The sequence below is a fragment of the Paenibacillus sp. FSL H8-0048 genome, assembly GCF_038002825.1.
Lineage (GTDB): Bacteria > Bacillota > Bacilli > Paenibacillales > Paenibacillaceae > Paenibacillus_AQ.
In genome coordinates this window covers 6,430,971-6,457,321 of sequence record NZ_JBBODF010000001.1, presented here as the reverse complement: position 1 = coordinate 6,457,321, position 26,351 = coordinate 6,430,971, and the positions used below count along the sequence as shown (strand labels likewise).

The following is a 26,351-nucleotide window of genomic DNA, read 5'->3' as shown; positions in this document are numbered from 1 at the left end:
CTGCGCCCCCCTTTTGTACATGAACCATTTGCATTCTCAACTTATCATTGTATGTACGCCTGCATATAATTCCTAGTATACCTTATACGCAGGTCTATCCAAAAAGCTCCACATAATGAAAAACACCCCTTATAAAAGGGGTGCTAGCGTTATATTATTGCAGAAATTGCTGAACCGCCTGGTTCACAAGTTTACCATCGGCGCGACCTTTGACCTTAGGCATCAGTGCGCTCATCACCTTACCCATTTCACTTTTCGAAGAAGCACCGGTTTCCTGGATGGTCTGCTGTACAATTACTTTAATTTCTTCTTCGGTAAGCTGCTGGGGAAGATATTTAATGATAATCTCGATTTCTGCCTTAGTACTCGCGGCAAGCTCATCGCGACCCGCTGCTTCAAATTCTTGGAGGGCATCTTTGCGCTGTTTGATCTCACGACTAAGGATATCAAGCACTTCGTTGTCGTCTAATGTTCTCTTCAAATCTATTTCAAGATACTTTATTGTAGAACGAACCATTCGAATGGTGGAGAGTGTGAACTTGTCCTTACTCTTCATCGCTTGCTTCATATCTTCGTTCAATCGTTCGCTAAGATTCATGCGTGGGTAATCCTCCTAAAACTTTCTCTTACGAGCAGCCTCAGACTTCTTCTTGCGCTTTACGCTTGGCTTCTCATAATGCTTGCGTTTCTTCACCTCAGCCAAGACACCATCCTTAGCAATGGAACGTTTAAAGCGACGAAGTGCAGCATCAATTGTCTCGTTTTTGCGAACTTTCGTTTCAGACACCAGTTTTCCCTCCCTCCGACCAGACCGTCCAAGAGCATAACAACACGGTTCATCACCTTTCATTATAGGTCAAACCTAAATAAGGTGTCAACCTTCGCGTTATTCTTTTTTCAGTCAGGCAGTATATGGTTACATTGCTTACTCAGGCATGAGAACTGGAGTTTCCGGTCAGGGCCCCAAGCTTGGCTCCGCCCAGCAGATGATAATGCAGATGGGGCACTGCCATTCCGCTGTCCGGACCGCAATTGTTAATCAGACGGTAGCCGCTATCGGCAATTCCAAGCTCTGCGGCAAGCTGCTGTGCTACGGCATGAATCTCGCCAATCAGCGGCAGATCCTCAGGTGTAACCTCATTCATGGAAGCAATGTATTTCTTCGGGATAATCAGCACATGCACAGGGGCCGCAGGCTCAATATCGTGGAACGCCAGAATCCGCTCATTCTCGAATACTTTTTTGGACGGAATTGAACCTTCAATAATTTTGCTGAATACAGTTTCCATACCACGCTTCCTCCCAAAAAATTTGTAATGCAGAAGCTTGCATCCGGCACTTTCCGCAGCACTGGCTGAGATCACAGACACGAACACTACTATCCTTCGTGCAACGGCCACCTGCCACACACAGGCGATGATCTGTTATCGTTCAATACAGCCTGAGCTCTGCGGGACGCACACGCCTGAAGATCTTCTGGCTTCCGGCCTGATCGGCTTCGCGACAAATTTCATTTTATGGAACTAATCATACAGGATGTTGAGCAATTACGAAAGGCGGAAGGCTATATTCCGGTAAAATCCATTGTTCGGGGCGGATTACGCTGGGATTGTGAGGGAAAGTCGGCGGGAGCTATGTATAGGTATACTGGGGAGAGTAACAAGGAGCGTGGGGTCAGGGATGAGGAGGGAATAGGGAGAGAAGCCTCGAAGGGAGGACTGGAGTATCACGATAACAGTGAGTATAGGGAGGACAGACTGTATTATAACAGGTCTAGCGGCACGTTGTGTTCGTTTTTTTGAATACAATAATCCGGTAACACCACCATCAGCCTAGTTGGCTTTCTAACCCTTGCGGTGGCGCATTGTACTCGGTGTATCGTATACATTCGGTCCAGAAACACCTTCATTAGCAGAGTTATCCCTCTAACCTCGCGAGCACAGTTGTCCCCCTAACCTAGCGGTTGCAAATGTATTCGTTTTTTCGCATATATTTTGTTCGATTGCCTTAAAGGAGGGTGCTCCTTCCTTGGGGTATGATCGTTGCTAATTTTGAGCTTGTACACAAAAAAAGACAAAAAAAAGGAAACACCCTTCACAGCTCATATGAGCTGCTTCGGCGGCGGACGTATAAGAAGGAGTAGATTCCCTTTCATACGTCCGCCGAGGTGTTTCAAATAATGTCGGCTTAGCTGTATTATAACAGGGGGTTGGAGGTGTATCTGTGATTCTCATCACAACCAACCCCGTCTTTCACATTTTTTCCAAAAGAATGGTTGAACCCCCGCCGCCCTGCTCTGCAGGAACTACAATCAGCTTGCGCGGCAGGCGGGCCCGAAGCTCGGGAACATGGCTGATGATGCCTACGGACAACTGGTCATTATGCAGTCTCTCCAGTGATGTGATGACGGTGTCGAGCAGATCCGGGTCCAGGGTGCCAAAGCCCTCATCCAGGAAAAAGAATTGCAGCGGATATTGTCCGCGCAGCTGAATCTGGGCTGACAGGGCAAGCGCCAGCGACAGGGAGGTCAGGAAGGTCTCTCCTCCGGATAACGTGGACACCGGACGTCTTACGCCGCCGTTCCCGTCATCCCGGATGACGAAGCCGCCGCCTGAATCCACCTCCAGCGCGTAACGCTGCTTACTCAGGAACCGCAGACGCTGCGACGCAGCCTGGCATACCTGCATCAGCTGCTCCTCTGCAATATACTCCACAAAAGCATTGCCGCGCAGCACGGTCTGCAGCTTGGACAGACGCTCCTGCATCGCCGCATGTCCAGCCCGCTTGTCCTCCAGCTCTACCCAGCGGATATGGCGCTGCTGCAGATCCTCCAGATCCCGCTCTGCCCGCGCCCGGGCCTGAAGCGAGGCTTCATCCTCCTCTTTGCTCCTAAGCAGCATGTCCTGGCTCTCCTGCCATTCTTCACTGCTGAGCTCAGCTCCAGCCAGCTTCTCTTCAATGCTCCGCAGCTGCAGCAGGCACTCTGCCTCCTCTTTGCGGTAGGACTTCACACATTCGGCGGCCTGTGCCCGTTCTCCAGTCTCCAGCGATGAGGCCTCCACCTCTGCGGCCGAAGCAAACGGCGAAGACTGCAGACTCTCCTCCCACTGGGCGGCGGCGGCGGTATAATGCTCCTGCGCCGATTCTGCCGCCTGGCGGGCTACCGCAGCTTCGCGGGTCTGCTGCTGCGCCTTGTCCGCTGCCCGGCGGTGTTCCTGCCGGCTGCGTTCCAGCGCAGTCTGCAGCTCCAGCAGTCTGCGTTCACATGCGGCCAGCAGTTCCCCGGCAGGCTGGCCGCCGGTCCCTTCGCGCAGGCGCTGCTCTTTATCACGGGCAAGCGCTTCTTTGCCCTCAAGCTGCGCATCCCACTGCGCCAGCTCCTTATCCAATCCGGCCAATTGCTCGTTCAGCGTCTGCACGGCAAGGCTTTTGTCGTCCAGGAACTTGACACTGATCTCCAGCCGGCTGCGGATCTCCTCAGCGCGTTCATCCTTGCCGAGCATTTCCTGATACGTTCTCTCCGCTTCCTCCGGGGCAAGCTCCGGGAAGAGACGGCTCCATTCCTCTCTTAGCTTGCCGGCTGAAGCTGCCAGCTCCTCTGCCTTGGCAGACAGCCCCTGCAGCCAGGTCTTCTCTGCTTCGGCACCCGCCGCCTCCTTGTGATACACCTGCTCCAGCTCCTGCAGGGAACGCTGCCAGTCTGAAGCTGCGCGGCGCAGCTCTGCGGAGCGTCCCCGCAGCGCGACCAGCTGCTCATTCAAGCCAGACAACCGGCCATCCATTGCGGACAGGGCTTCTTCATCCGGGAGGAGCGTGGTTGCCAGGGGGCCGGGAGACTCCGAGGTGCTTACAGAATCAGGTTCGGCGTGGAAGCCGGAACTGTTCAGAAAGTCAGGTCCTGCATAAGAGCCGGAATTGCTGGAGAGCTTGGGTGCGGGCGGGGCTTGGAACGACATGCCTGCCGTCTTGTCCGCAGCCGGCTCTGCGCCGGCCGCACCCGCGGCGGACTGGTGCAGCGCCTCTTCGGACGTGCCTCCCGCCAGCCCAGCGAGCCACGAGCTGTCCTGCTCCAGCAGGCTGCGCAGCAGATGGCGCGTCTCCAGCGCCTGACGGGCCTGAGCGCGGACATGGCGGAGCCTATTGTCCAGCTCCTCCGGGTTCCCCTGCTCCTGCTGAAGCGCAGGGGAAGGGTGATGCTCACAGCCGCATACCGGGCAGGGAACCCCTTCCCGGAGTTCACCGGCGAGCGCCTGCGAGAGCCGGTGAACCTCCTGTTCCTTAAGCGCAGCCTCCAGCGCGCTGATGTGCTCCTCCAGGCGGCCGGCAGCGTCTCCCGCTGCCCCTTCGGCCGTACGCAGCTCTTCCTGGTGCAGGGCGGCGGCGGCCAACAGCTCCCCGCGCCCGGCATCCAGCGCCTGCCGCCGGGACCCGGCGGCGGCCAGCCGCGCTTCCGCCGCCGCGAGCGCCGCCGCGCGGCCCTGGCGTTCACGTTCTGCCGATTCCCGCTGGGCCTCGGCAGAACGCAGCCCCTGCAGTCTCTGCATGGCTTCCTGCAGAGACTGCCGCTCCTGGGAGCGGACCGCTAGCGGCTGCAGGCTCTGCTGCAGCTCGTGCTGTTTCTTTTGGCCGCGGGCCAAAAGCTCACGCTCCCGGGCCAGGCTCTCCCGCCCGGCGGCTAAGGACCGGGCGGCTTCCCCGCGGCGCGCCTGCAGCGCCGCCCGCTCGCTGTGCAGCTCGCCGAGCTCGGCCTCCAGCTCGAGCGCGCGCCGATACCGGCCCTCCTCCTCACGGAGGGCCGGCTCGCCTGCGGATAGCGCGGCCTGGGCCGCTGCTTCCGCTTCTGCCCCAGCCGCCGCCTCCTGCACGGCGGCGGCGGCCAAGGCCTCAAGGCCCACTGCGTGTGCCGCCCGGGCCTTCCAAGCCTCCTCCGCGCTGCGCCAAGCCTTCAGCGCGGGCAATCTGCGCTCGGCCTCGTCCGCCTTGCCGAGCTTCTGCTCCAGGAGGAGGATCTGCTCCTCCTGAGCCAGCAGGACCTGCCGCTGCGACTCGCGGCGGGCCCGTTCCTCTTGCAGCTCGCGGATGCGGACGAAGCGCTCGGCGCGCTCCGCAGCCTCCGTGAGACGCTTACGGCAGTCCGCCGCATGACGGATCGCCTCCTGCACACGGACAGCGGCCGCTTCCACATCCGTCTTGCCCGCACTGCCCAGCCCCTGCTGCTCTGCTTCCAGAGCGCGCAGCGCCGCCTCGTTGTCCTTGACGCGGCGGCTCAGCTTCAGTGCCAGCCCGTCACCGTACTGTTCCAGATGGAACAGACGCTGGAGCATCTGCCTGCGGTCCACGCCCCGCAGCGACAGGAACTCGGCGAATTTGCCCTGCGGAAGCACAACGGCCCGGGTGAAGTCGTCCATCTTCAGCCCGATGTGCTCTTCGACACAGCGCGTAACTTCCGCCAGCTTGTCGGCCATCACAAAATCGCCGTCCGCCTTGACCTCGATGAACCGGCTGATCGTATTGCTGACCGACTGCTCCCCGGTGCGTTTGAACTTCCGTTCCACGCGGTAGCGCCGTGCCCCGGAAGAGGAGTTCAGCTCGAAGGTGAAGGCCACGCTGAGCTGGTCCTCGGAGTGGTTCATAATCCCCTGGGTTCCGTTCACGGCGCGCTCCACTTTACCGTACATCGCCAGTGTAATCGCGTCCAGCAGACTGGATTTGCCGCTGCCCGTCGGACCAAAGATCCCGAACAGCCCCGTCTCGGTCAGGCTGGCAAAATCAATCTCCTGCTCCGCCCGGTAACTCTGCAGCCCGGATAGTTTCAACAATATCGGCTTCAAGTCAGTTCTCCTCCCCTTCCGCAGCATCATGCCGCTCTTCTTCCGCCAGCTCCAGGAACAGCGCAATCAGGCTGTCATCCGGCTCCGCACCGCCGGTCTGGCGCTGATAGAACCTGCGGAACAGCTCCTGTACAGGCATACGGGAGCGGGACATCTCTTCCAGCTCCTGCTCCATCTGCGGATAGATGGGCCGGATATGGACGATGCCCTCCCGTGACTTGCGCAGCCGCTGGATATCATTCATGGACATCGCCTCGGTCAGCCGCAGCTCCAGATCAATAAATGCCCCGGCGTCCCTGCCCTCATCCAGCCAGCCGTAGACCTCCTGTAATCCGCCCGTGGACTTCCAGTTCACCAGCGGACGCCCGCAGGAGAGATAGATCTCCTCGAACACCGGCTCCCCGCCGGGTGCGACATCAATCATAGCCACCGACTTGGCCTGGCCTGCTTCAGAGAAGCTGTAAGCCAGCGGAGAGCCGCTGTAGCGGATCATCCCGTCTCCTTTGACCCGCTGGGCGCGGTGAAGGTGTCCAAGTGCTGTATACTGCGCGCCGCAAGCGAGTGCCAAAGGATCAACGGTATAGGCACCGCCGACCTGGATCGGCCGTTCGGAGTCGCTCTCCACGCCGCCCAGCACATAGATATGGCTCATCGCCAGATTGACGGTCTGCGGGGTGAACTCGCGCCCAAGCAGATTCATCAGCCGCCCGACCCGGGCGCTGTAAGCCAGCCGCAGCTCCGCCTCTCCGCTGTCTCCGGCAAGCAGCTCGCCCAGCCGGGCTTCGGAGGGGTAAGGGAGCGCAGCGATTTTGGCAACTTCGCCGGTTCTGGCCGCATGCACTGTGACCGGTTCCGAAGTCGGCATTCCGACGAGCGTAATCCCCTGTCTGCGGACAAGCGGAGACACGGAAGCTACGCGCTCCGGCTGGTCGTGATTGCCCGAGATAACCACCAGCGGACGGCCGCCTGCCGTCAGTCTGGCCGCCGCGTCATAGAACAGCTGCTCCGCAGCCGCCGGAGGATTCACCGAATCGTAGACATCCCCCGCCATCAGAATCAGATCCGCCCCGGAGGAATCCGCAATCGTAACCAGCTCATCCACGAACTGCTCCTGCTCCTTCTGCCGGCTCCGGCCCTCCAGGGTCCGACCCAGATGCCAGTCTCCCGTATGCAATATGCGCATTTCCGCCCTCATTTCCCCGCCTGTCTGCGGCAATCATAGATTCAACTATTATCTTTAAAATGAAACTTCTATCCAGTACCCAGGCTTACCCTCCACACGGTTCCGTCAGCAGTTGCACCGCTTATCGACCAGGAATCCTGCACTAAATACAACTTCCCTGCGCTAAGAAAGTTCTTCTACCGGAATTGTTGCAAGAAAGGCAGCATTCCCCCTGCTTCAGGCCGATGTACAGAGCTATTCTTGTATTTCATGCAGCAATTCGGTCCAATACACAGCGATCTCTACACTGAAGCTGTAATAAGGAGACAATTTCATAATTCAGTTTACTGAAAAGCAAGATTGGTCCAAAATCTAAGGTCATATTTTTTAAAAAAATCAGGCCACTTGCTGGGAGTCTCTCAACTGCTGATTCAATTTGTCTAATGCAAACTTACTCAAATTGTACGCGAGCGTACTGAGCTGGAAATCGACACTTGCCCGGACACCCCGGTGACGTGTGCGTTTCATCCCGAAATACTCTTTGAGATAGGCAAACACACGCTCCACGGCCGTCCGCTTGTTGTACAGGGTGGTAAAACTTTCGCTACCTCTGGCGGGATAAGTGTGCAACCGCAAATCCGTTTGCATGCGAATTTTAAACACTTTTTGGCAATCGGAACCGGAAAGCTCACAGCCTTTGCATTCGCTAGGCCGGGTGTACTTCAGGGTCTCATACTTGGCATCAAAACTGTCGTAACGGTACGTATGTCCTTGAGCGCACACCGGCGTGTAATCCAGATTCATTCCTGCAGGCGGGTCTTTATGGTGAATCAGGGAAATCGCAGGATAGGCGCCGAGCGTATGAATCAACTGGTAGATTGCCGCGCAGTCGTAGCCTTTGTCGCCCAAGATATGCTTGACCTTTAGCATCGGAAACTTTAGGAGCAGGCCTTTGAGAAGGACGACCGCCATACGCTGGTCATTCGGATTGGCCGAACTAAAGAGCCCACTGAGGATATACTGGCTGTCCGTGTCGACCAGCAGATTCGCCTTGAACCCGTAATAGCTGGTCATTCGGCCCTTCGTATTTTTCTTGTCACAACGCGCAGCATGCCGGGGCAACTCGGTCAGCAGTTCATCGTACGTGTACGGCAACATCGCTTCAATGGTTTTCTGGAACGGTCCGAGACTTTGTTCATAGGCTTCCATTTCCTCGCGCCGACGTTCCTTTTCGGCCTGGGATGGACGACCTGGCTTGCTGTACCTGGGTTTCTTCAGCGGCGCGTTCACCGCCTTCGGCTCAGGCTCTTGATGTTCGAGCTGAAGTTGTTCGGCCACCGGAGCTTCGCCTTTCTTTTGCTCCCGGCGAGCCGCACGACGCTTGGAGGCTGATTCGCTAAATTGGCAATCCCATGCCTCAACCATCGAGGAATCCACAGCCAGATGGGTGCCGCTCACAAAACCTTCTTCTAGGGCAGAGGTGACTAGGCGATCCTGAAGTTGTTCCAGCATTCCCGTTTGCGCTAGGGCATGAATCAAACGAGAATAGGAGGCCTGACTGGGAATATTGTCCGAGCCCGTAAACCGGCACTGGACTCGAAATTCGTGGCTATGATTCAATCGCCGGACCAAGGCAGAGACAAACTCGATGTTCTCCATTTTGGCAATCAGCAGCGAGTAGATCATGGCAGGTACGTTTAGTTTTTCAGGCCGTCCACGGTGGCTCTTTTTCCGCAGTGCGAACAGAACTGGAGCTAAATGTAAGTGTTCAAAGATTTGGCTATATTTATCTTCCGGAGCCATCTGGAGCAATTCCTCAAAGGAAAACAGTTCTTCTTGTCGAATAGAATAGATAGGGATTACCTCTTTTCTTCTCGGGTGTTGGTTTCGTCACCTATAACTTCGAGAATTTGGGGAGGTACTCCTTTTTCTATGCTCAAAAAAACCAGGTATAGCAAGGGTTTTGAATTATGAAATTGTCTCATAAGTACAACATTTCACATCATTCTAAGGGACATTGACTGGGGCGGACAGTGATTTTGATAAACAGCCATATTTAGTAAGCAGCCACTTCATTCTTTGATCCAACGATCGCCAGGCCGCAAGAATATAATTTGTCTCAACTACCGCTCAGCACCTATATCCGCCGCAGTTATAGCATCAATCCCCCCACTCACAATCTCACAGCATGTCCGCCGTCGAAAAAGTACAGCCAAACCTCGCTGACCGGCTCGCCCAGAATATCCAGCAGAGCCTTGCTGTACAGCTCCAGCTGGAAACGGTATTTGTCCGACAGCTGTGCCAGCCCATCCCCGTGCGGAGGGATATGATCTGTTTTGTAATCCAGCAGAATCAGCCGTCCCTCTTCCCGGAACAGGCAGTCGATCACCCCTTGAATCAGTACCGTCTCCGCAAAATCACCGCCGCCCGGCTCATCCGCAAGTCCGGCAGCCGCTTCATCCAGATAGTCAAGCCCCCGGTAGGCTTCACCGGCTGGCATTGTGTAGCTGAAGGGCTGTTCTCTGGTCTTCCAGGCAGAGTGGAAGAGTCTGTGGCCCAGCTCACTCCGGCAGAACTGCTCTACTTCCTCCAGCACTACCGCTTCCGCCTGTTCCCTGCTAAGGATCGCAAGCCTTTCAAGACGCACAAGCGTAGCCTCCAGCACAGACCGGTCTACCGGCTCATCCAGCGGAATATGCTGCATCACCGTATGGTAGGCCGTTCCGCGCTCGGCAGGGGTAAGTCCCCGTTTTTCCATGAATTTCGGCCGCTGGAGATGCAGGCTGTCCCTATACCCGCGTTCGTTCCGTTCATCCGGCCTACCTGGGAGCTTCCGCTCCTCCAGCTGGTCGTACGACGGCTGCTCCTGCATCGACAATAACCCCTTGAGCTCGGTGACCGAGGTCTTAGCAGGGATGCTTGACGCTGCCGCATACCGGTAAGTCCAGCCCAGTCTCTCTGCAATCTGCGCAGCTGCCAAGGTCTCGGGTGTTGACACCGCCCTGCCCCTGCGGAGCGCCTCCAGCATCACCCGGCGTTGTTCGTTTTTGTCCTGATCGCCGTCCCCGGCAAGAAAGGCACCCGGGCTAAGCTCCGCTGCACCAGTCACCGTAATGCTCCAGTTCGACTCATCGCCATGCAGCACTGTGGATACCGGTCCCTCACTGCCTGCCAGCTTGCGCAGAATAGCAGCGGCAGGGTGGCGGATCAGCGCTGGCCCCACCCAGTCCAGATAGCTGCGGCCCCTGGCCAGCAGGTGATCCGCCAGCAGCAGTTCCTCGCGGCCCTGCATCGCGGCCCAGCCGGACACCGTGCGCGGCAGATCCCTGACCGTGCCGACCAGAATCATTTTGTCGCGCGGACGGGTCAGTCCGACATAGAGCACGCGCATCTCCTCAGCGAGCAGCTCCAGCCGCGAACGGCGGTTAATCGCCAGATAGGGCAGCGTCGGGTAGCTGACCCGGGTCTCCCGCTCCACGAAGCGCGGTCCGAAACCAAGCTCCTTGTGCATCAGGAACGGAGAGTGGAGGTCCTGACGGTTGAACATTTTGGCCATACCTGCCAGGAAGACAACAGGGAATTCCAGCCCCTTTGACTTGTGGATCGTCATAATTCTGACGCCCCCGGCCTCCTCGCTGCTTCCTCCCGCAACCCCCAGATCGCCGCCGTTCTCTCTCAGCCGTGAGATAAACACCAGGAAGCGGAACAACCCTCTGGCCGAGGTCTCGTTCTCGAATTGAACAGCCCGGTCATACAGCGCCTTTAAATTGTTCTGGCGCTGAAAGCCTCCGGGAAGCCCCCCGACCCACTCCAGATACCCGCTCTCACGGTAGATCCTCCAGATCAGCTCGCTTAAGCTTCCTTGCCGGGCCGCATTTCTCCAGTTCTCCAGCATGTCCAGGAAGGCCTTAAGCTTACGCTGCAGCGTAAGCGGAATATCCCGCAGCGCCGCTGAAGCATCGGTTCCGTCAATTATATCTTCCTGTACCCCCTCATTTCCTGACGATGGCGTAAGCTCTGACGCAGCGGCCGTCTCACCGGCTGTGTCACCAGTACCGGCATCCTGCCCTGCCAGCAGCCCGGCCTCCCCGAACAGATCCGGCGGATCGTCCCGCAGTGCCGCCCCTGCTTCAGAAGCCGCAACCAGCGCATCGTAGAACGTCCCTCTGCTGCACAGCCGCACCTTCGCCAGCTCCTCCTCCCGGAGATTCACCACCGGTGAGCGCAGCACTCCAGCCAGCGGAATGTCCTGACGGGGATTATCGACAATCTGCAGCAGGGAGAGGGCAATTTCCACCTCGGTAGCCTGAAAATACCCCTTGTTCTGGTCCCCGTATGCCGGGATGCCTTCACCCCGCAGCTCCTCAATCATCAGCGGCGTCCATACCCGGGCCGAACGCAGCAGAATGACAATGTCGCCATATACTACGGGACGCATGATCCGCAGTCCTTTATCATAGATCAGCAGCGGCTCACCGCCGGTCATTCCCGTCATCTGCGAGATGCGCCGGGCAATAGCCCGTGCTTCCAGCTGTGCAGTCTCACTCTCGGCAGCCTCCAGCTCCAGAAGAGGCAGCTCATCGTCCTCTGCTGCTTCATCCGCCGGCCCCGGGGAAGAGCTCCCCTTGTCGATCAGCAGCAGCTCCGGCGCAAAATAAGTATCCGGCCCTTTCTCTTCGGCTCCCGGAAAATTCGCTCCGTACACCAGCTCTGCCCGCTCGTCGTAACTGATCTCCGCGACATTGCTGTCCATAATCTGCCGGAAGACCATATTCACCGCATTCACCACTTCCAGCCTGCTGCGGAAATTGCGGGCCAGATCGATGACGAGACCATCCTCCTGTCCCTCCAGTCCCAGATTAGCCTCCGCCCGGCCATCTGGCTTGTCTCCGTAGGACAGCTCATTACTGAACCTGCGGTATTTGTCCAGGAACAGGCCCGGCTCCGCCAGGCGGAACCGGTAAATACTCTGCTTCATATCCCCGACCATGAAGCGGTTTCCGGGGGCTTCCCGGGAGATCAGCCGGACAATCTCCTCCTGCACACTGTTGGTATCCTGATATTCATCCAGCAGCACTTCGTCGAACTGGCTGCGGTACTCCATCGCCGCATCCGACGGGAGCGAATGCCCCGGCTGTGAATCCGGATGACGCAGAATCTGCAGGCAGTAATGCTCCAGATCACTGAAGTCCACCAGCCCCCGGCCCGCCTTCTCCAGACGGTAGCGTTCACCGAAGGCGATTACGGTCTCCGCCAGCTCCTGCATCAGCGGAGCCGCTGTATGAAGCTCACCCAGGAAGGATTCTGCCGGACGGCCGAACAGGGATTTCTGCAGCTCCAGCAGGCTCTTCTTCACCTGATCCCGGATCGCCTTCACGCTCTCCTGAAGCAGCGGAACGGTAGCATCCTTCTTGCAGGGCTTCAGCTTCCCGAAGGAGATCTCCATGAAGATATCATATAATCCGGCCCAGGGCTGCGAGTCCACCGCGTCCAGCAGGCCCTGCGCCATCTCCAGATCGGCCGCAAGATTCTCCGCATAAGGCGCCGGACCGCCGGGCTGAAGCGCGATCTCACGCCCCTGCTCCAGCTGGCTGATCGCCCCCTTCAGTGTAAGCCGGGCTTCGGCAAGAATGCTCTGCACCCAAGGCGTATGGCTCAGAGCCTCGGCATCCGGCAGCGCAAAGTCGGCTGCGGTATCCCGCAGCCACTGCGCAGGCCAGGGATGGCTGCGCGCGAAATCATGCAGCCGCTGAATCAGCGAGTGCACCGCATCATCGCTCCGTTCACCGCTGAACCAGTCTGCGAGCTGCACGAACAGGGTATCTTCTCCGTCCCCGGCAACCTCGCCGTATTTCTCCTCCAGCAGCTCTTCCAGCAGCTCCTGGCGCATCATCTCCGCCTCATGCTCATTCAGGATACGGAAGCCGGGATCAATCGGAATCATCTGGTAATACCGGCGGATGACTTCAAGGCAGAAGGAATGCAGCGTGGTAATGGAGGCTCTGCCCAAGAGAGCAAGCTGGCGGCGCAAATATTCGTTCCCGCCTTCACTGTCCTCCTCAAGCTTACGCTCAAGCGCTTCCCGGATACGCTGGCGCATCTCGGAGGCGGCAGCCTTGGTGAAGGTTGCCACCAGCAGCCGGTCTACGCTGAATCCTGCTTCCTCATTGCTAATCTTGCGGATTATCCGCTCGACGAGAACCGCCGTTTTGCCGGAACCGGCTGCCGCCGCCACGAGAATATCGCTGCCGCTCTCGGCAATGGCACGCCACTGGTCATCACTCCACAGACTGCCCTCCGGCTTCGTTTCGGGTACAGGTCTTGTGCTCACAGCTTCTCTCCTCCTTTGCGGGACAGCAGATCCCAGATCACTTCTTTGCCCGGCTTGCTGAGAATGTTATAACTATTGCCCTCCACCGCCTCATCGAACTGGCAGACGGGACGGAAGGAGCAGAAGGTGCAGGCTGTTTCCTGCTGGATGCGGTAAGGCTGTATCGCCACATCCCCCTCTGTAATGCTGGTCCCGATCTCAGAGATTGTGCTGCGCACCGAGGACCGCAGCTGCACCCATTGCTCCGGGGTAGCTACGGATGCACTGCTGTAGAAGCTGCCGTCACTCTTCAGCGCTACCGGAACAATAGAGGAATACCCTTTGTCGAGTGTGGTATCCATCAGCGATACCACCTCGCGGTCGGCGGTCAGCAGGCCCTTCATCTTGAAGCGCTTCATCAGCTCCTGCTCCGCCTGTTCCCGGTTCATGCCGTTGGCTGAGGTCAGGAGCGGATCATGAACGTGGAAATAGAGCGCACCGGCAGGCAGTGCTGCCTGGCCAAGCCATTGCTCGGAATAGGTCAGCAGCACATCAAGATACGTTAACATTTGCAGCGACAATCCATAGTAGACCTCATGCAGCTTGAGATCCTTCTGGCTTGATTTGTAGTCGATAACCCGCAGCAGAATTCCCTGCTCTCCTTCAGCCTTATCCACCCGGTCAATCCGGCCGACCACCTCCATGACACAGCCGTTCGGCAGTGTGATTCTCAGCGGAGGCAATTCCTGACCCGGGCCAAAATCCAGCTCCAGCCCGACCGGCTCGAAGCTCCCCCGGCGCGAATGCTCCCCGAGGATGACCGAAGCGCGGCCGACAATATTCTTCAGCTTGCGCGAGATATAGCCGTAGCGCTTGCTGCTCATCAGAATCTCTCCCTGTAACAGCGGAGACAGCTTGTCTACGGTCTTCCCCGCTTCCGTGCGGCACTCCTCCGCAGTCATGCTGCCCCAGCTGCGGCCTTGCTCCTGTAGCCGCTTCGCCATTTCACTGAGGGCCGCATGGAAAAGCTGTCCGATATCCGGGGCCTGGAGCTTGTAGAGCTGGCGCTCCTTCAGCCGCAGACCGTAGGAAGCGAAATGGGAGAAGGAGCAGGCAACGAACCGCTCCATCCGCGACACGCTGCCGCGCAGCGTGGAACCGCCATACAGGCGCAGACTGGTCTCCTTCTTCAGCCGTATCCCCTCATTGCGGTAGAACAGCGAGCCGAGCAGCCGCTCCAGCTTCAGCTTCATGGACAGATCCGCATGACGGTATTCCGCTGCCTGTTCATCCGCAGGCTTGTCTGCACCCTGCTCCGCCGCAAACCAGTTATAGACCTCCCACCACATGCCGGGTATCTCTGCTCCTTGACGCCACTGGCGGAGCTGAAGCAGCAGCATGCGCAGCGTCTGCTCAGGATGGCCGATGAAGTCCATATGGACTTCATCGTCATCATTGCCGCTCTGCGGGAAGCCGGAGAGGAATTGTTCATCTAACTGCTGCGGGAACATTCCCTGCAGCTGGCGGATGACCTCCGAAGGCAGCAGCGCCTTGCCCTCATCGTCAGCTACGGCATAGCTGATCCACAGCTTCCTGCTGGCCGTCGTAAGCGCATTGTAGATCAGGAAGCGTTCATCCAGCAGCTTCCTGGATGAGCCCGGTGCAAGCTCCATACCGGACTTCTCCAGCAAGAGGCGTTCCCCTTCGGACAGAATGCCGTCTTCCTTGAACTGCGCCGGAACCACGCCTTCGTTGAAACCGAGCAGGAAGGCGTACTTCACCCCCGACACCCGGGTGCGGTCCATCGTACCTACCAGCACCTGGTCAAGTGCAGGCGGGACGAGCCCCATCTTAAGCTCAGCCAGCCCGGTCTCCAGCACCCCGGCGAACAGGCTGAATTCTATCCGTTCCTTGCCCATCATCTCGGCAATCTGGTCCAGCAAGCCCAGAACAGCGCCCCAGAGCTGGCTATGCTCCCGGGCGGCTTCGGGACGTCCTTGCTTCAGAGACTCTGCTCCCATCTCTTCGAGCTTGCTTGCCGCTTCCGTATCCTCCAGCAGCAGATATACTGCCTTGCACAGCTCCAGGCCGCTGCGGCTGGCCTTGATTCTCTGCTCAAATGCCTGCAGCGGTTCAACAACGGCCTTCCGGCAGGCCTCCATTCTTGCCAGCATCGCTTCATCTACAGCTTCACTGCCCTCCAGCGATAGGCGCGGAATGCCCTTCCAAGAGCGCCCGTTCGTCCAGCGGGAGCCGTGAATGCCGCAGGCCAGCACGTAGTTCTCCAGCTCATCCATATGAGCGCGGGTAATGCTTCCGTCCAGCGGCAGCAGCAGCTCCGTCTTCACGCAGCGGAACACATCTTCATAACGCCAGCGGCGGCGGACGACATCCAGGGCGGAGCGGATGAATTCCACCAGCGGATGATGCAGCTCACTCTGCTTCTGATCCAGGAAGAACGGAACGCCGAAGTCCTGAAACAACGGGGCAATCAGCGGTTCATAATCGGCCATATTGCGCATGAATACCGCCATTTCCCCATATTTGGCTCCAGATTCTCTGGCCAGGGCCTGCATCTCGCGCAGCACGCCCTCCACCTCGGTGCGGCGCGAAGCCGCAGCCCGGATGCTGACGGCTTCCTTCACCTCTTCAGCCGGTCCTGTCCAGGAACGCCGGCGCTGTAACCCGCGCTCCAGATGGGCAAGTACTGGACTGTCCTGGAACCTTGGCAGGACGGGCGGGGCGAGCAGCTCATCCCATACGGTAAGCCCCATCTCCTCCGCCATTCCCCGCAGCTTAATGTAAGTTACCGCTGCCGGATGGAACAGCTCCAGCTCATGCGGGGCAACATCAGGAGGATAGATCCGGTCCAGTGTGAGCGCAATGTTCATTGTGCCGGCATACTGCATCAGCTCACGTAAGACGACAATTTCCTGGTTGCTGAAGCCGTGGAAACCGTCCACCCAGATCTCGGCGCCGCGGATATAGGCAGAGTCCGCAATATGCTCAGCGAGTTCGGCCAGCCTGTCCTCTTCATCTATGTAGAGCTGTGACATCTCCTGGTCCAGCTCGCTGAAGACGAGATGCAGATCATCCAGCTTCCCGGCCAGAATAGGGCTGCCCAGCGTGGCATCCCGCATTCTGCCGATCTGCTCTTCCAGGTCTCCGGCTCCAAGACAACAGCGCTTAAGCTCCGTGTGCAGACTGCTGAGCCGCTCCACAAATCCCGGCCGGTCCGAGGAAGCACCGAACAGCTTCAGCTCCTCTTTGCGCTTGCTGATAATCTTGTAGATCAGCATCTTTTTGCCTTCTTCACTGATGGGCAGACTCGCGCTGCCGCCGGTCTCCTGCTTCACCCGGTAGGCGAGACGCGAGAAGCTGAGCGTCTGGGCACGCAGACTTCCCTTCACGCCGCCTGCCGCCAGCAGTCCCCTTTCCGCTCCGAACGATCCCTGCTCGGGAACAAGTATAATGATCGGGGCCCCCAGCGGCTCTGCCTTTAGCCTGGAGGATACCCGCTCCCATATTGTAGTCGTCTTGCCGCTGCCCGAGCGGCCGATGATGAAGTTAACCGTCATTTCAGCAGACTCCTTCCGTTGAACCCTGGTACTCTATGCAGCACCAGAATCTATGAAACTTCTCGTCTCCATAGTATAGCACACCTCCATCGCACGCTCCAGAACGTACGTTTGCCATTGTTTGCAAATGCACCAAGTGGACACGGTACAAATACATCAAAAAAGAGCCTCCTTAAAAGAGACTCTTCCCGCAAAACCGGCTGCCCCGCCGGTTCTGACACTTCTATTCTATTTGCTGCGCACCTCAAAAATGGCGAACTTCAGATAATGGCCCTCGTCCACGCCGAGAATCTGCGGATGATCCTTGCCTGCGGCCCGCCATTCGATCAGTCTCAGCACCTTGCCGGCATCCTTGGCTGCTTCCATGATCGTATCAAGGAACAGCTGCGGCTGCATGTGGTACGAACAGCTGGCCGTGACCAGATATCCGCCGTCATTCACCAGCTTCATGCCCTGCAGATTGATGTCCTTGTAGCCGCGTACGGCCCCTGCCACTGCGCTTTTGGTCTTGGCAAAAGCAGGCGGGTCCAGAATCACGACATCCCACGTACGTCCGCCCCCGGCAGTCATCGGCTTCGCAGTATCCGCCTTGGCACCCGGTTTGCTTCCGGTTTTCCCTTCTGCCGTCGCGCCGCCCGTAGCACGCTCAGTGCGTTCCTCCTGGCCCTTGACCTGATTGCGCAGGTAGGCAAATGCATCATCTACCACGAATTCCACCCGGTCATTGAACCCGTTGATCTCCACATTGGCCTTCGCACTCTCGATGGCATGCGCAGACACATCCAGACAAGTTACCTTCTTAGCGCCGTACTTGCAGGCATGCAGTGTGAAGCTTCCCGTATGTGCAAAGCATTCCAGCACAGTTGCACCATCCCAATATGGGAAGGTGACAGGCTTGCCGCTTTTGTTGACCGGCAGCATCTGGAGTGTACCGTCCTCTGCTGCTAAGTTCTGCAGTGTAATTCCGCTGCGCCCGCCCCAGCCCTTCATCAGCGGAGCAATCGATGCTCTATTCTCCCGCTGATCGAAGAAGTAGCCGGTCTTCTGCCCCTCTTCAATATCGACGATCACCTTCAGCCCGTTCTCGCTTACGGTAATATGTCGCGGGCATTCACCGTAGAGTACACCCGTGGTCTGTTCCAGTCCCTCCAGCTCCCGCACACTGACATCGCTGCGCTCGTAGATGCCGCGCGGCGCCATCACCTGCACCAGCGCCTCCACAATCTCGGAGCGATGCTGATCCATAGCCAGGGTCAGCAGCTGAACCACAAGGACTTCACCGAAACGGTCAATGATCAGCCCCGGCAGAAAATCCGCCTCCCCATAGACCAGACGATAAGCGTCCGCCCCCGGAAGGAAGCGTTCCCTGTGCCGCAGACAGTCCGCGAACCGCTCTACAAAAAACGCCGTGTCCATTGCCGCCAGCTTATGCTGCGACAGAATTCTTACCCGGATCTGTGAAGCCGGATTATAATAACCGGTTGCCAAGTACCGCCCCTGATGGGTCAGAACATCCACCAGTCCGCCTGGCTGCGGATCTCCGTCAACAGATGCTACTTCACTGGCGAAGACCCATGGATGGCCCTGCTCCAGTCTTTTTTTACGGTTGCGTTCCAGAATTACTGATGCCAATACCTTCAACTCCCTATTCTTGTTGCCAGATTAATATACATGTCCTATGCCTGGCATTCATATATTGGTACAACCCCCGTTCAAAAAGGAGCCTGTCCTTATGATCCGTGAACTGTTATTCCCTGTCCTCTACGGTCTTGTCATATTCCTCGCCGGCATGAAGGTGATGGAAGCCTCACTGTCGCGGCTGGCCGGTCCGCTGCTGAAGCGCAGCCTGCACAAGGCTACCTCCACACCGGCCAAAGGCCTGATCGTCAGCGCCCTGCTGTCAGCGCTGCTACAGAGCAGCACCGCAGTAACGGTGCTTACCATCGGCATGGTCAATGCCGGGCTGCTGACTTATGCCCGCACGCTTGGCATTATTCTCGGCAGCAACATCGGCACCTGCCTGACCACGGAGCTGATCAGCCTGCAGATCAGCACGCTGGCCGCGCCGCTGCTGATCGCGGCGCTCTGCCTGTGGGCCGCCGCCGTGATGGCCGGCGAGCTGGCCCCGCAGTCCCGGCGGCTGTTTGAGCTCTGCCGCCGGATCTCGGGACCGCTGCAGTTCATCTGCCTCGCGGTCACCGGCTTCGCGCTCGTTCTATGGGGCATCGCGGTCATGCAGTCCATCGGCCCCGCTCTGGAAGGCAGCGCCCTGTTCCGCTGGTTCCTCGGGCATGCCGCAACCAGCGCACTCTGGGGGCTGGCCGCCGGGGCTGTGCTGACGGCGATGGTGCACAGCAGCGCCGCAGTTATTGGCATGGCGATGGGCCTCGCCGCCAGCGGCGTGATGCCGCCTGCGCTTGGCATCGCCATCGTCCTCGGCGCGAATATCGGCACCTGCGTCACCGCCGTCATTGCCGCCATCGGCAGTACGCCTTCCGGCGTATTCGTCGCTTGGTCGCATGTGGCACTGAATGTCGGCGGCGCCTTACTCTTTCTGCCCTTCATAGGGCCGCTGCAAGCTCTGTCCGCCTCGATCAGCGGCGGACCTGCCGCCCAGCTCGCCCATGCCCAGACTATTTTCAACATCGTCTGTTCGCTTGGGGTACTCCCCTTATGCTATCTGCGCGTCTGGTCCAGGCTGGAGCAGCGGCTGCAGTCCTGAGTCTTCCAAGAATCATAATCGCAGTCCTCATTATACTTCAAATCCGCCGGACAGTACTAATCCAATTTGCAAGGGAAGCATAATCAACAAAGGCGAAATTCACGCAAGCCTATAGAAAAAAGACCTAGGGCGCCATCGCCCCAGGTCGATATTTACATCAGCTTCTTAATCTTATCCATCGGTAATTCAGCAGCCTTAGAGACCTCTTCGGGAGAAAATCCATTGAGTAGCAATTTACGGATAAGCTCCGCTTGGCCTTCAGCTTTTCCTTCCTCAATACCTTCAGCTTTTCCCTCTTCGTATCCCCAACGCTTCCAGGCAGGCATCAATTCCATGATAGCTTCTCCCTCCTCCGGGTAATGATCAATTAATTCTCTTAGAATCTCCTCATCCTGTGCCCGGTCCGGCTTAAAATACAAATCCGCCACTGACATAATCAGCGCCAGCCGTCCCTGGTCCAACCGGGTCCTCAGCTTGATGAACATACGCAGGAATTCCCGCCGTACTTCTCTCGCTTCTCTTGTAGTATACCCCATCTTCGCTAATAACGCAGCAGCCACTGCATTGTCTGAGTCGATGAAGCGCCGCCAGTTCTGCTTACGCAGTTCCACCTTAAGGAACTGGAAGCGCAGAATGGAGTGCTCGGGAATAGACATCTCCAGTGTATCTACCTGTTCCCGTACTTCATCTGAGGTAAAGATCGCAATCGGTATAATCAGCTTATGATCTTTGCGGTAACGCTCGAAAAGACGGCTGAAATAAATAAACATTCTCTCATGAAACGCGGTATCCCTATACGATTGCGGCTCCAGGTGAATTAGAATATAACCGTCCAGCCCTATGTAACGGGTCTCCAGCAGCAAATCAAGCTCCCTAGCTTCCTCGCCGACAATATCCACCAGCAGTTCCTGCATCAGAAACCGGGTCTCACTATAGTCGAGCATGGCGTCCAACTCAGGAAAAAACAGCTCAATGAATTCCTGAAAAAATGTCTCCAGCAGCTTTTTAAACGCTTCATCATGCGGTATGGAAATATGTGTCCCCTCCTGTTATGGGTTTGAGCTTGTTCTGTGTGATTATATTCCATTTATTTGGGTTTGTATATAATAAAAGGAACATACATTCGCGTCTAAATGTGATCTCTCTAAGTTCTTTATCTTGAGCCTTCCGATTCCTCACCATAAACAAAAAAACCGCACACCGTCCACATGGACGCATGTACAGGTCTTCTTGTGCCCGCTCAAACCGCCGGCAGCATTACACTCTATTTCACGCTAACATATACCGAGACGGTCTTAGTTCCCAGTTTTCCTTTAATTGATGCGCTTCCCTTGCTCACTGCTGTAATCATCCCGTTAGCATTCACCTGGGCGACAGCAGGTTTGGAGCTGGTCCAGACCATGCTTCCTGTGACAACCGCAGTGCGGCCGGTATCATACAGCGCGGTTACCACTACGTTTTTGCCTGCACCCGGTGCAAGATTCAGCCGGTTCTCACTGACCGTAAGCTTCATCAGCTTGGGAACAACCGTAATCTTAACCGTCGCCTGAATGCCCTGGTAGGAGCCGGTCAGGGTTGTAGTTCCCTCAGCCAGCGCTTTGACCGAAGTCCCGTTAATGGTAGCCACAGCAGGGTTTGAGGATTCCCAGTTCATTGCACTGGAGAAGTTGGCAGATTTACCATTTGAAAAGTATCCGGTCGCCTTAATGGACTTGGAGGCCTTAATATTCATTTCCAGCGTTGCCGGGTCCACCACCAGCTTCACGACCTTCTGTGCAATCGTCACCGGAACACTGATAGTCTTATTGGAATAAGTCCCCTTCAGGGTTGCTGTACCTTTGACCAGTCCCTTGATAGTCTTCGCAGTGCTTGTCTGCTTAAGAACAGCATTGCTGCCGCTCAGCTCCCACTTAATGCTTCCTGATACGTCCAGCTCGTCGCCATTCTCCAGTACAGCCTGGACAGCAGGCAGCGGCAGTTCTTCGCCAATGACTACGCCCAGTGCTTCATCAGGCCCGATCAGGACCAGCACTTTGTTCTGAACCGTAACATTAAACTGAACTGTCTTGGACCGGATAGCTGTAGCGGAAGCGGAAGTCACTTCGCCGTTCTTGAGCTTACCTGTCAGGATAGCCGTGCCTGCCTTGCCGCCGACAAACTTCCCGTCCTTGATGGACACAATCTCTTCATTCGCAGAGGTCCACTCCATCTCATCACTGATGTCGAGCTTGGTTCCGTCATACTTGGTTCCGTTCACCTTCGGCAGGCTTACTGCATCCGCCGTGTATATTTCCTGCTCTGTCTTCTCCAGGCCCAGCTCAGTCAAGGTCGGATAGACAGTGATCTTGAAGCTTTTGCTGATTCCCAGATAGCTGGCCTTAATAATTGAAGTTCCTACTGCTTTACCCGTAACAGTGGCATAAGCATTGCCTGCATCTGCCGTATTGGCTGTTACTGTTGCATTCATCAGGTTATCCGAGGTCCAGACTGCGGACGCTGATTCGTTGGAGGTCGAATTGACGGCATTACGCATTTCTGCGGTTACATTCAGACTCTCTCCCAGGAAAAGCGACTGGTCGCCGGAAGGCTTCAGCACAAGCGCTTCATAAGGCGCACGCACATAGACATCCACCGACTGGGTGACACCCAGATAGCTTGCGGTGATGACCGTTCTACCCACACCAAGGATGGTAATCTCGCCGCCTTTAACAGTAGCTACGCTCTCGCTGGAGCTGCTCCATTCCACCTCATTGCCCAGGGTGATTTCTGCACTTGCCGAAGTGGCTTTAGTCTTGGCGTTCAGCTTGACCGGGTTGTCCCCGACCAGCATTTCCATTTCCTTGACAATGTTGTTCTTGATGTCTTGCAGTACAATAGCGGCATAAGGAAGTACTACCTCCACTTTTAAAATCTCCGTTAATCCTTTGTACTTAGCGGTAATGGTAGCCTTACCTTCACCGACAAGCGTAATTTTGCCCGCAGCAATGGTCAGCACACCCGTATTCGAGCTGCTCCATTCCGCATCCTTCGTGACATCCTTCTCCGCAGTGGCCGAAGTTCCGCCGATGGCGGTTGCCGTAACAGACAACAATTCATCTTTATCGCCTAATTTATAGCTGCCCTCTGTGCTGCGGGTCAATTTCAGTTCCTTGAAGGAATGGGTGACCGATACCTCTACAGAGGCTATCGCATTATTGTAGGTTGCTGTGATCATCGCCGTTCCGGCACTTACCGGTCTAAGCTGCCCATTAATTACTGTAACTACGTCGGTCTTGGAAGAAGTCCAGGTCGCGGCTGCCGTTACATCCCGTTTGGACGCGGAGCCCTCTACATTGGCATATACCTTAAGCTGCTTCGGTGACTGGCCCATGGTAAGCTCAACCTTGGCTGCACTGTCGAATTCAATAGAGATAGTGTCTCCAGCAGCGGCAAAGACGTTTACCGGAAAAGCGGCTACAACGAGCAATATCATAATGAGGAGCGTTTTTGTCATTTTCCTGTACACGGTCATCTGTTCTCTCCTTAGACGGTCTGATTATCGGTGGACTTTTTTCCCACTCTCTTCCACTATATCGACAAATCCGGACCAAGTCTTTACCCCATTTTCCGTATTTCACGAATCCCGGGCAAATTCAGGTCTTTGTAACTATATAAATTGTAGTTCCAAAATTCCCCTCCGCCACTTTTCCCAATCTGTTTTTTCAAGTCCAATTTAAATAGATAATTTCGGTATAACGAAAAAAAGGATGTCTTTCTGCCGTCGAAGGCACAGAAGACATCCTGTAGCAGTCTGTCCGGTCAGGGGGTTGGCACTGCCCGGCTAACACTAACAAGCTCGCCGCGGCATTCATTCACGCCGGCTTCGGTTACCTTCACCTGGCACAGCTCGCCCTGCAGCGAATCGTCGCCGCTGAACAGCACCTGAAGATAGTTGTCGCTGAAGCCGTGCTGTACGCTGCGTCCCGCCGAGCCCTTGGCGGCCCGTTCTGGAATGACGGACAGCGTCTTGCCGACGAACCGCCGGGCATAGGCCAGCTGCATCTCTTCGGAGAGATCGATCAGCTCCTGCACACGCGCATTCTTAATCTCCTCATCCACCTGATTCAGCATCCGCGCAGCCGGGGTTCCGGTCCGTTTGGAATACGGGAAGACATGCATCTCCGAATAGTTGACCGCCTTCATGAAGTCGTAGCCTGCCCGGAACATCTCATCCGTCTCACCCGGGAAGCCGACGATCACATCGGTTGTGATCCCTACATCAGGCATGGCCTGACGGATCAGCTGCATTTTGGCAAAATACTCTTCCGTGGTATACTTCCGGCGCATCGCCTTCAGCACCTCGTTATGGCCCGCCTGGAGCGGAATATGCAGATGGCGGCACATCTTGGTGCTGCGGTTCAGCACCTCCAGCAGCTTCTCGTCAATCTGGCTCGCTTCAATGGAGCTGATGCGGACACGTTCCAGCCCGTCCACCTTATCCAGCTCCCAGAGCAGGTCGGAGAGACGGTAGTTGTCCAGATCATCCCCGTACCCGCCGGTATGGATGCCGGTCAGCACGAATTCCTTGTATCCGGCCTCCACCAGCTGATGCGCCTGGGCGACAATCGATTTCGGATCACGGCTGCGCGAGAGACCGCGCGACCACGGAATGATGCAGAAGGTACAGAAGTTGTTGCAGCCGTCCTGAATCTTCATGAACGCCCGCGTCCGGTCAGCGAACCCGGGCACATCCATTTCCTCGAACTCACGCGTCTTCATAATGTTGCGGACCGCATTCACCGGCTGGCGCGACTCCTGAATATTCTTCACATGGGTCATGATCTGTTCACGGTCCTGGTTGCCGATGACCAGATCGACTCCTGGAATATCGAGAATCTCTCCCGGTGAGGTCTGCGCATAGCAGCCGGTAACCGCTACGATGGCATCAGGATTGCGGCGGACCGCCCGGCGGATCATCTGCCGGCTTTTTTTGTCGCCTGTATTGGTCACCGTACAGGTGTTAATCAGGTAGACATCTGCGGAACCCTCGAAATCTACCTGCTCATATCCATCATTCTTAAAGAGCTGCCAGATGGCCTCGGTATCATAGAAATTGACTTTGCAGCCCAGTGTATAAAAAGCTACAGATGGCATGGTTTAAGCTCCTCCCATTTCTCCGGATTCATATAAAATGCAGGCGGCGGCAACCATACCTGCGGTTTCACAGCGCAGAATACGCGGCCCCAGCCCGACACAGACTGCTCCAGCCTCCTCAGCCAGCCGGCATTCCTCCGTACTGAAGCCGCCCTCCGGCCCTACAACGATCATCACTTTGGCCGCAGCCTCCTGCGGAAGCGATGCGAGCCATGGTGCGGCTGCGCTGCGAAGCTGGAGACCCTCTTCCTTCTCATAGCAGAAATAGACGGCGTCATAGCCGCTGAAGCTCTGAAGCAGCTGCTTCCAGCTAAGCGGTGAATGCACCTGCGGAACAATATTCCGGTGCGCCTGTTCGGCAGCCTCCTTGCAGATTTTGCGCCAGCGCTCTACCCGCTTACTCTCCTTGCGCTCATCGTACTGCACGATGGTCCGCTCTGAGAGGAACGGCGTGAAGGCTACCGCCCCGATCTCCGTGCATTTCTGAATGACTGTCTCCAGCTTGTCCCCTTTAGGGAGGCTCTGGGCAACAGTAACCTGGATGCGCGGCTCATGAGTCATAGCCAGAGGCTCCAGTATGCTCACGGTGACCAGGCCGATCTTAATTTCAGCAATCTCAGCCAGCGCCTCGCGGGACACACCATCGCTGACGATCAGCTTATCCCCGGCCTTGCCGCGCATGACCTTGGCGATATGGCGGGCGTCTTCACCGTCAATGCTAACCTTGTCTGCTCCGAACTGTGCCGGAGTTACGAAATAACGCTGCATCTCTCATCCTCATCCTGTCCGTTATTCAGCGTAAAAGCGGCGTAGTCCCCGTCAAATCAGGTCCCGGCCGCCGCTTCACACGTATCATTCATCTACTTAATAATCACATTATATTCTACAACGTTTGCCTTGCACTGAACAGCCCCTGTCCGTACTGCTCTGATCAGACCCCGAACATGCGCAGGAACAGCTGGAAGAAATCATTGCCCGTCCGGGTCGCCCAGTAGCTAAGCGGTTCAATCGTATAGGCGCGCAGACCCGGAATGAAGATGATCAGCAGGAAAAGGAAAACGGTATATTGCTCATACTGCTGAAGTTTTCCCCGGATCGGACGCGGTGCGATATCCTCTACAATCCGGTAACCGTCCAGCGGCGGCAGCGGAATCAGGTTGAACACAAAGAGGAAGAAGTTGAAGTGAATGAACATCCCGAAGAACCAGATCACCGCCCGGAGCACCTGCTCGTTCTTGATCGAATCCATCGTGCCCGTGCCCACAAGAATCGCATAGATCAGCGCGCCCAGAATACCGAGCAGCAGATTGCTGATTGGCCCGGCGGCCGAGACGATGACACCCATCAGGCGGGGACGGCGGAAGTTATCCCGGTTCACGGGAACCGGACGCGCCCAGCCGAAGCCTGCAATCAGCAGCAGAATGATACCGAAGAGATCAAAGTGCACTGCCGGATTCAAGGTCATACGGCCCAGAAGGCGCGCTGTAGGGTCCCCGAACTTATTGGCAAAATAAGCGTGGGCGAATTCATGCACCGTAAACGCAATAACAATCGTAATCAGAAAAAACGGAAGCTGCTGCAAAGGATATACTAAAATTTGATCCAGTGAACCCAT

At 56.7% G+C, this 26,351-nt stretch carries 15 protein-coding genes; 1 reads left to right on the top strand and 14 read right to left on the bottom strand.

The window, feature by feature from the left end; all coding sequences use genetic code 11:
- Positions 1–154 precede the first annotated feature (154 nt).
- From NSU18_RS27965 to NSU18_RS27925, 9 genes are all read right to left on the bottom strand, one after another.
- On the bottom strand, positions 155–598 hold the full coding sequence (locus NSU18_RS27965) for a GatB/YqeY domain-containing protein (protein ID WP_341017469.1): 444 nt from the start codon (positions 596–598) through the stop codon (positions 155–157).
- Positions 599–613: 15 nt separating this feature from the next.
- On the bottom strand, positions 614–787 hold the full coding sequence (rpsU, locus tag NSU18_RS27960) for a 30S ribosomal protein S21 (protein WP_005547957.1): 174 nt from the start codon (positions 785–787) through the stop codon (positions 614–616).
- Between the two features lie 142 nt (positions 788–929).
- Positions 930–1,289: a histidine triad nucleotide-binding protein gene (locus tag NSU18_RS27955; protein ID WP_341017468.1), complete on the bottom strand. Its 360-nt coding sequence runs from the start codon at positions 1,287–1,289 to the stop codon at positions 930–932.
- A gap of 963 nt (positions 1,290–2,252) precedes the next feature.
- Positions 2,253–5,831, bottom strand: a complete 3,579-nt coding sequence (locus tag NSU18_RS27950) for an AAA family ATPase (RefSeq protein ID WP_341150585.1) — start codon at positions 5,829–5,831, stop codon at positions 2,253–2,255.
- 1 nt (position 5,832) lies between these two features.
- On the bottom strand, positions 5,833–7,014 hold the full coding sequence (locus NSU18_RS27945) for an exonuclease SbcCD subunit D (RefSeq protein ID WP_341150584.1): 1,182 nt from the start codon (positions 7,012–7,014) through the stop codon (positions 5,833–5,835).
- Positions 7,015–7,389: 375 nt separating this feature from the next.
- Complete coding sequence (locus tag NSU18_RS27940; protein ID WP_341015997.1) at positions 7,390–8,796, bottom strand: transposase; 1,407 nt, start codon at positions 8,794–8,796, stop codon at positions 7,390–7,392.
- 370 nt (positions 8,797–9,166) lie between these two features.
- Positions 9,167–13,324: a UvrD-helicase domain-containing protein gene (locus tag NSU18_RS27935; RefSeq protein WP_341150583.1), complete on the bottom strand. Its 4,158-nt coding sequence runs from the start codon at positions 13,322–13,324 to the stop codon at positions 9,167–9,169.
- Positions 13,321–16,881 (bottom strand): helicase-exonuclease AddAB subunit AddB, encoded by a 3,561-nt coding sequence (gene addB, locus NSU18_RS27930; protein WP_341150582.1) that lies wholly within the window; start codon positions 16,879–16,881, stop codon positions 13,321–13,323. Before addB ends, NSU18_RS27935 begins: the two co-directional genes overlap by 4 nt.
- 228 nt (positions 16,882–17,109) lie before the next feature.
- Complete coding sequence (locus NSU18_RS27925; protein ID WP_341150581.1) at positions 17,110–18,513, bottom strand: class I SAM-dependent rRNA methyltransferase; 1,404 nt, start codon at positions 18,511–18,513, stop codon at positions 17,110–17,112.
- 100 nt (positions 18,514–18,613) lie between these two features.
- Between NSU18_RS27925 and NSU18_RS27920 the strand changes: the two genes are divergently transcribed.
- A complete protein-coding gene (locus tag NSU18_RS27920; protein ID WP_341150580.1) occupies positions 18,614–19,603 on the top strand; it encodes a Na/Pi cotransporter family protein in 990 nt (329 codons plus the stop codon).
- Between the two features lie 152 nt (positions 19,604–19,755).
- Here NSU18_RS27920 and NSU18_RS27915 read toward each other — a convergent pair whose 3' ends face one another.
- The 5 genes from NSU18_RS27915 to NSU18_RS27895 all read right to left on the bottom strand — a co-directional run bounded on the left by NSU18_RS27915 (position 19,756) and on the right by NSU18_RS27895 (position 26,351).
- Positions 19,756–20,631 (bottom strand): Rpn family recombination-promoting nuclease/putative transposase, encoded by an 876-nt coding sequence (locus NSU18_RS27915; protein ID WP_341151110.1) that lies wholly within the window; start codon positions 20,629–20,631, stop codon positions 19,756–19,758.
- Positions 20,632–20,867: 236 nt separating this feature from the next.
- On the bottom strand, positions 20,868–23,075 hold the full coding sequence (locus NSU18_RS27910) for an Ig-like domain-containing protein (protein WP_341150579.1): 2,208 nt from the start codon (positions 23,073–23,075) through the stop codon (positions 20,868–20,870).
- Positions 23,076–23,401: 326 nt separating this feature from the next.
- Positions 23,402–24,736 carry a tRNA (N(6)-L-threonylcarbamoyladenosine(37)-C(2))-methylthiotransferase MtaB gene (mtaB, locus tag NSU18_RS27905; RefSeq protein WP_341150578.1) on the bottom strand — a complete coding sequence of 445 codons (1,335 nt, stop codon included), beginning with the start codon at positions 24,734–24,736 and terminating at the stop codon, positions 23,402–23,404.
- 3 nt (positions 24,737–24,739) lie between these two features.
- On the bottom strand, positions 24,740–25,504 hold the full coding sequence (locus NSU18_RS27900; protein ID WP_341150577.1) for an RsmE family RNA methyltransferase: 765 nt from the start codon (positions 25,502–25,504) through the stop codon (positions 24,740–24,742).
- A gap of 163 nt (positions 25,505–25,667) precedes the next feature.
- Positions 25,668–26,351 carry a site-2 protease family protein gene (locus NSU18_RS27895; RefSeq protein ID WP_341150576.1) on the bottom strand — a complete coding sequence of 228 codons (684 nt, stop codon included), beginning with the start codon at positions 26,349–26,351 and terminating at the stop codon, positions 25,668–25,670.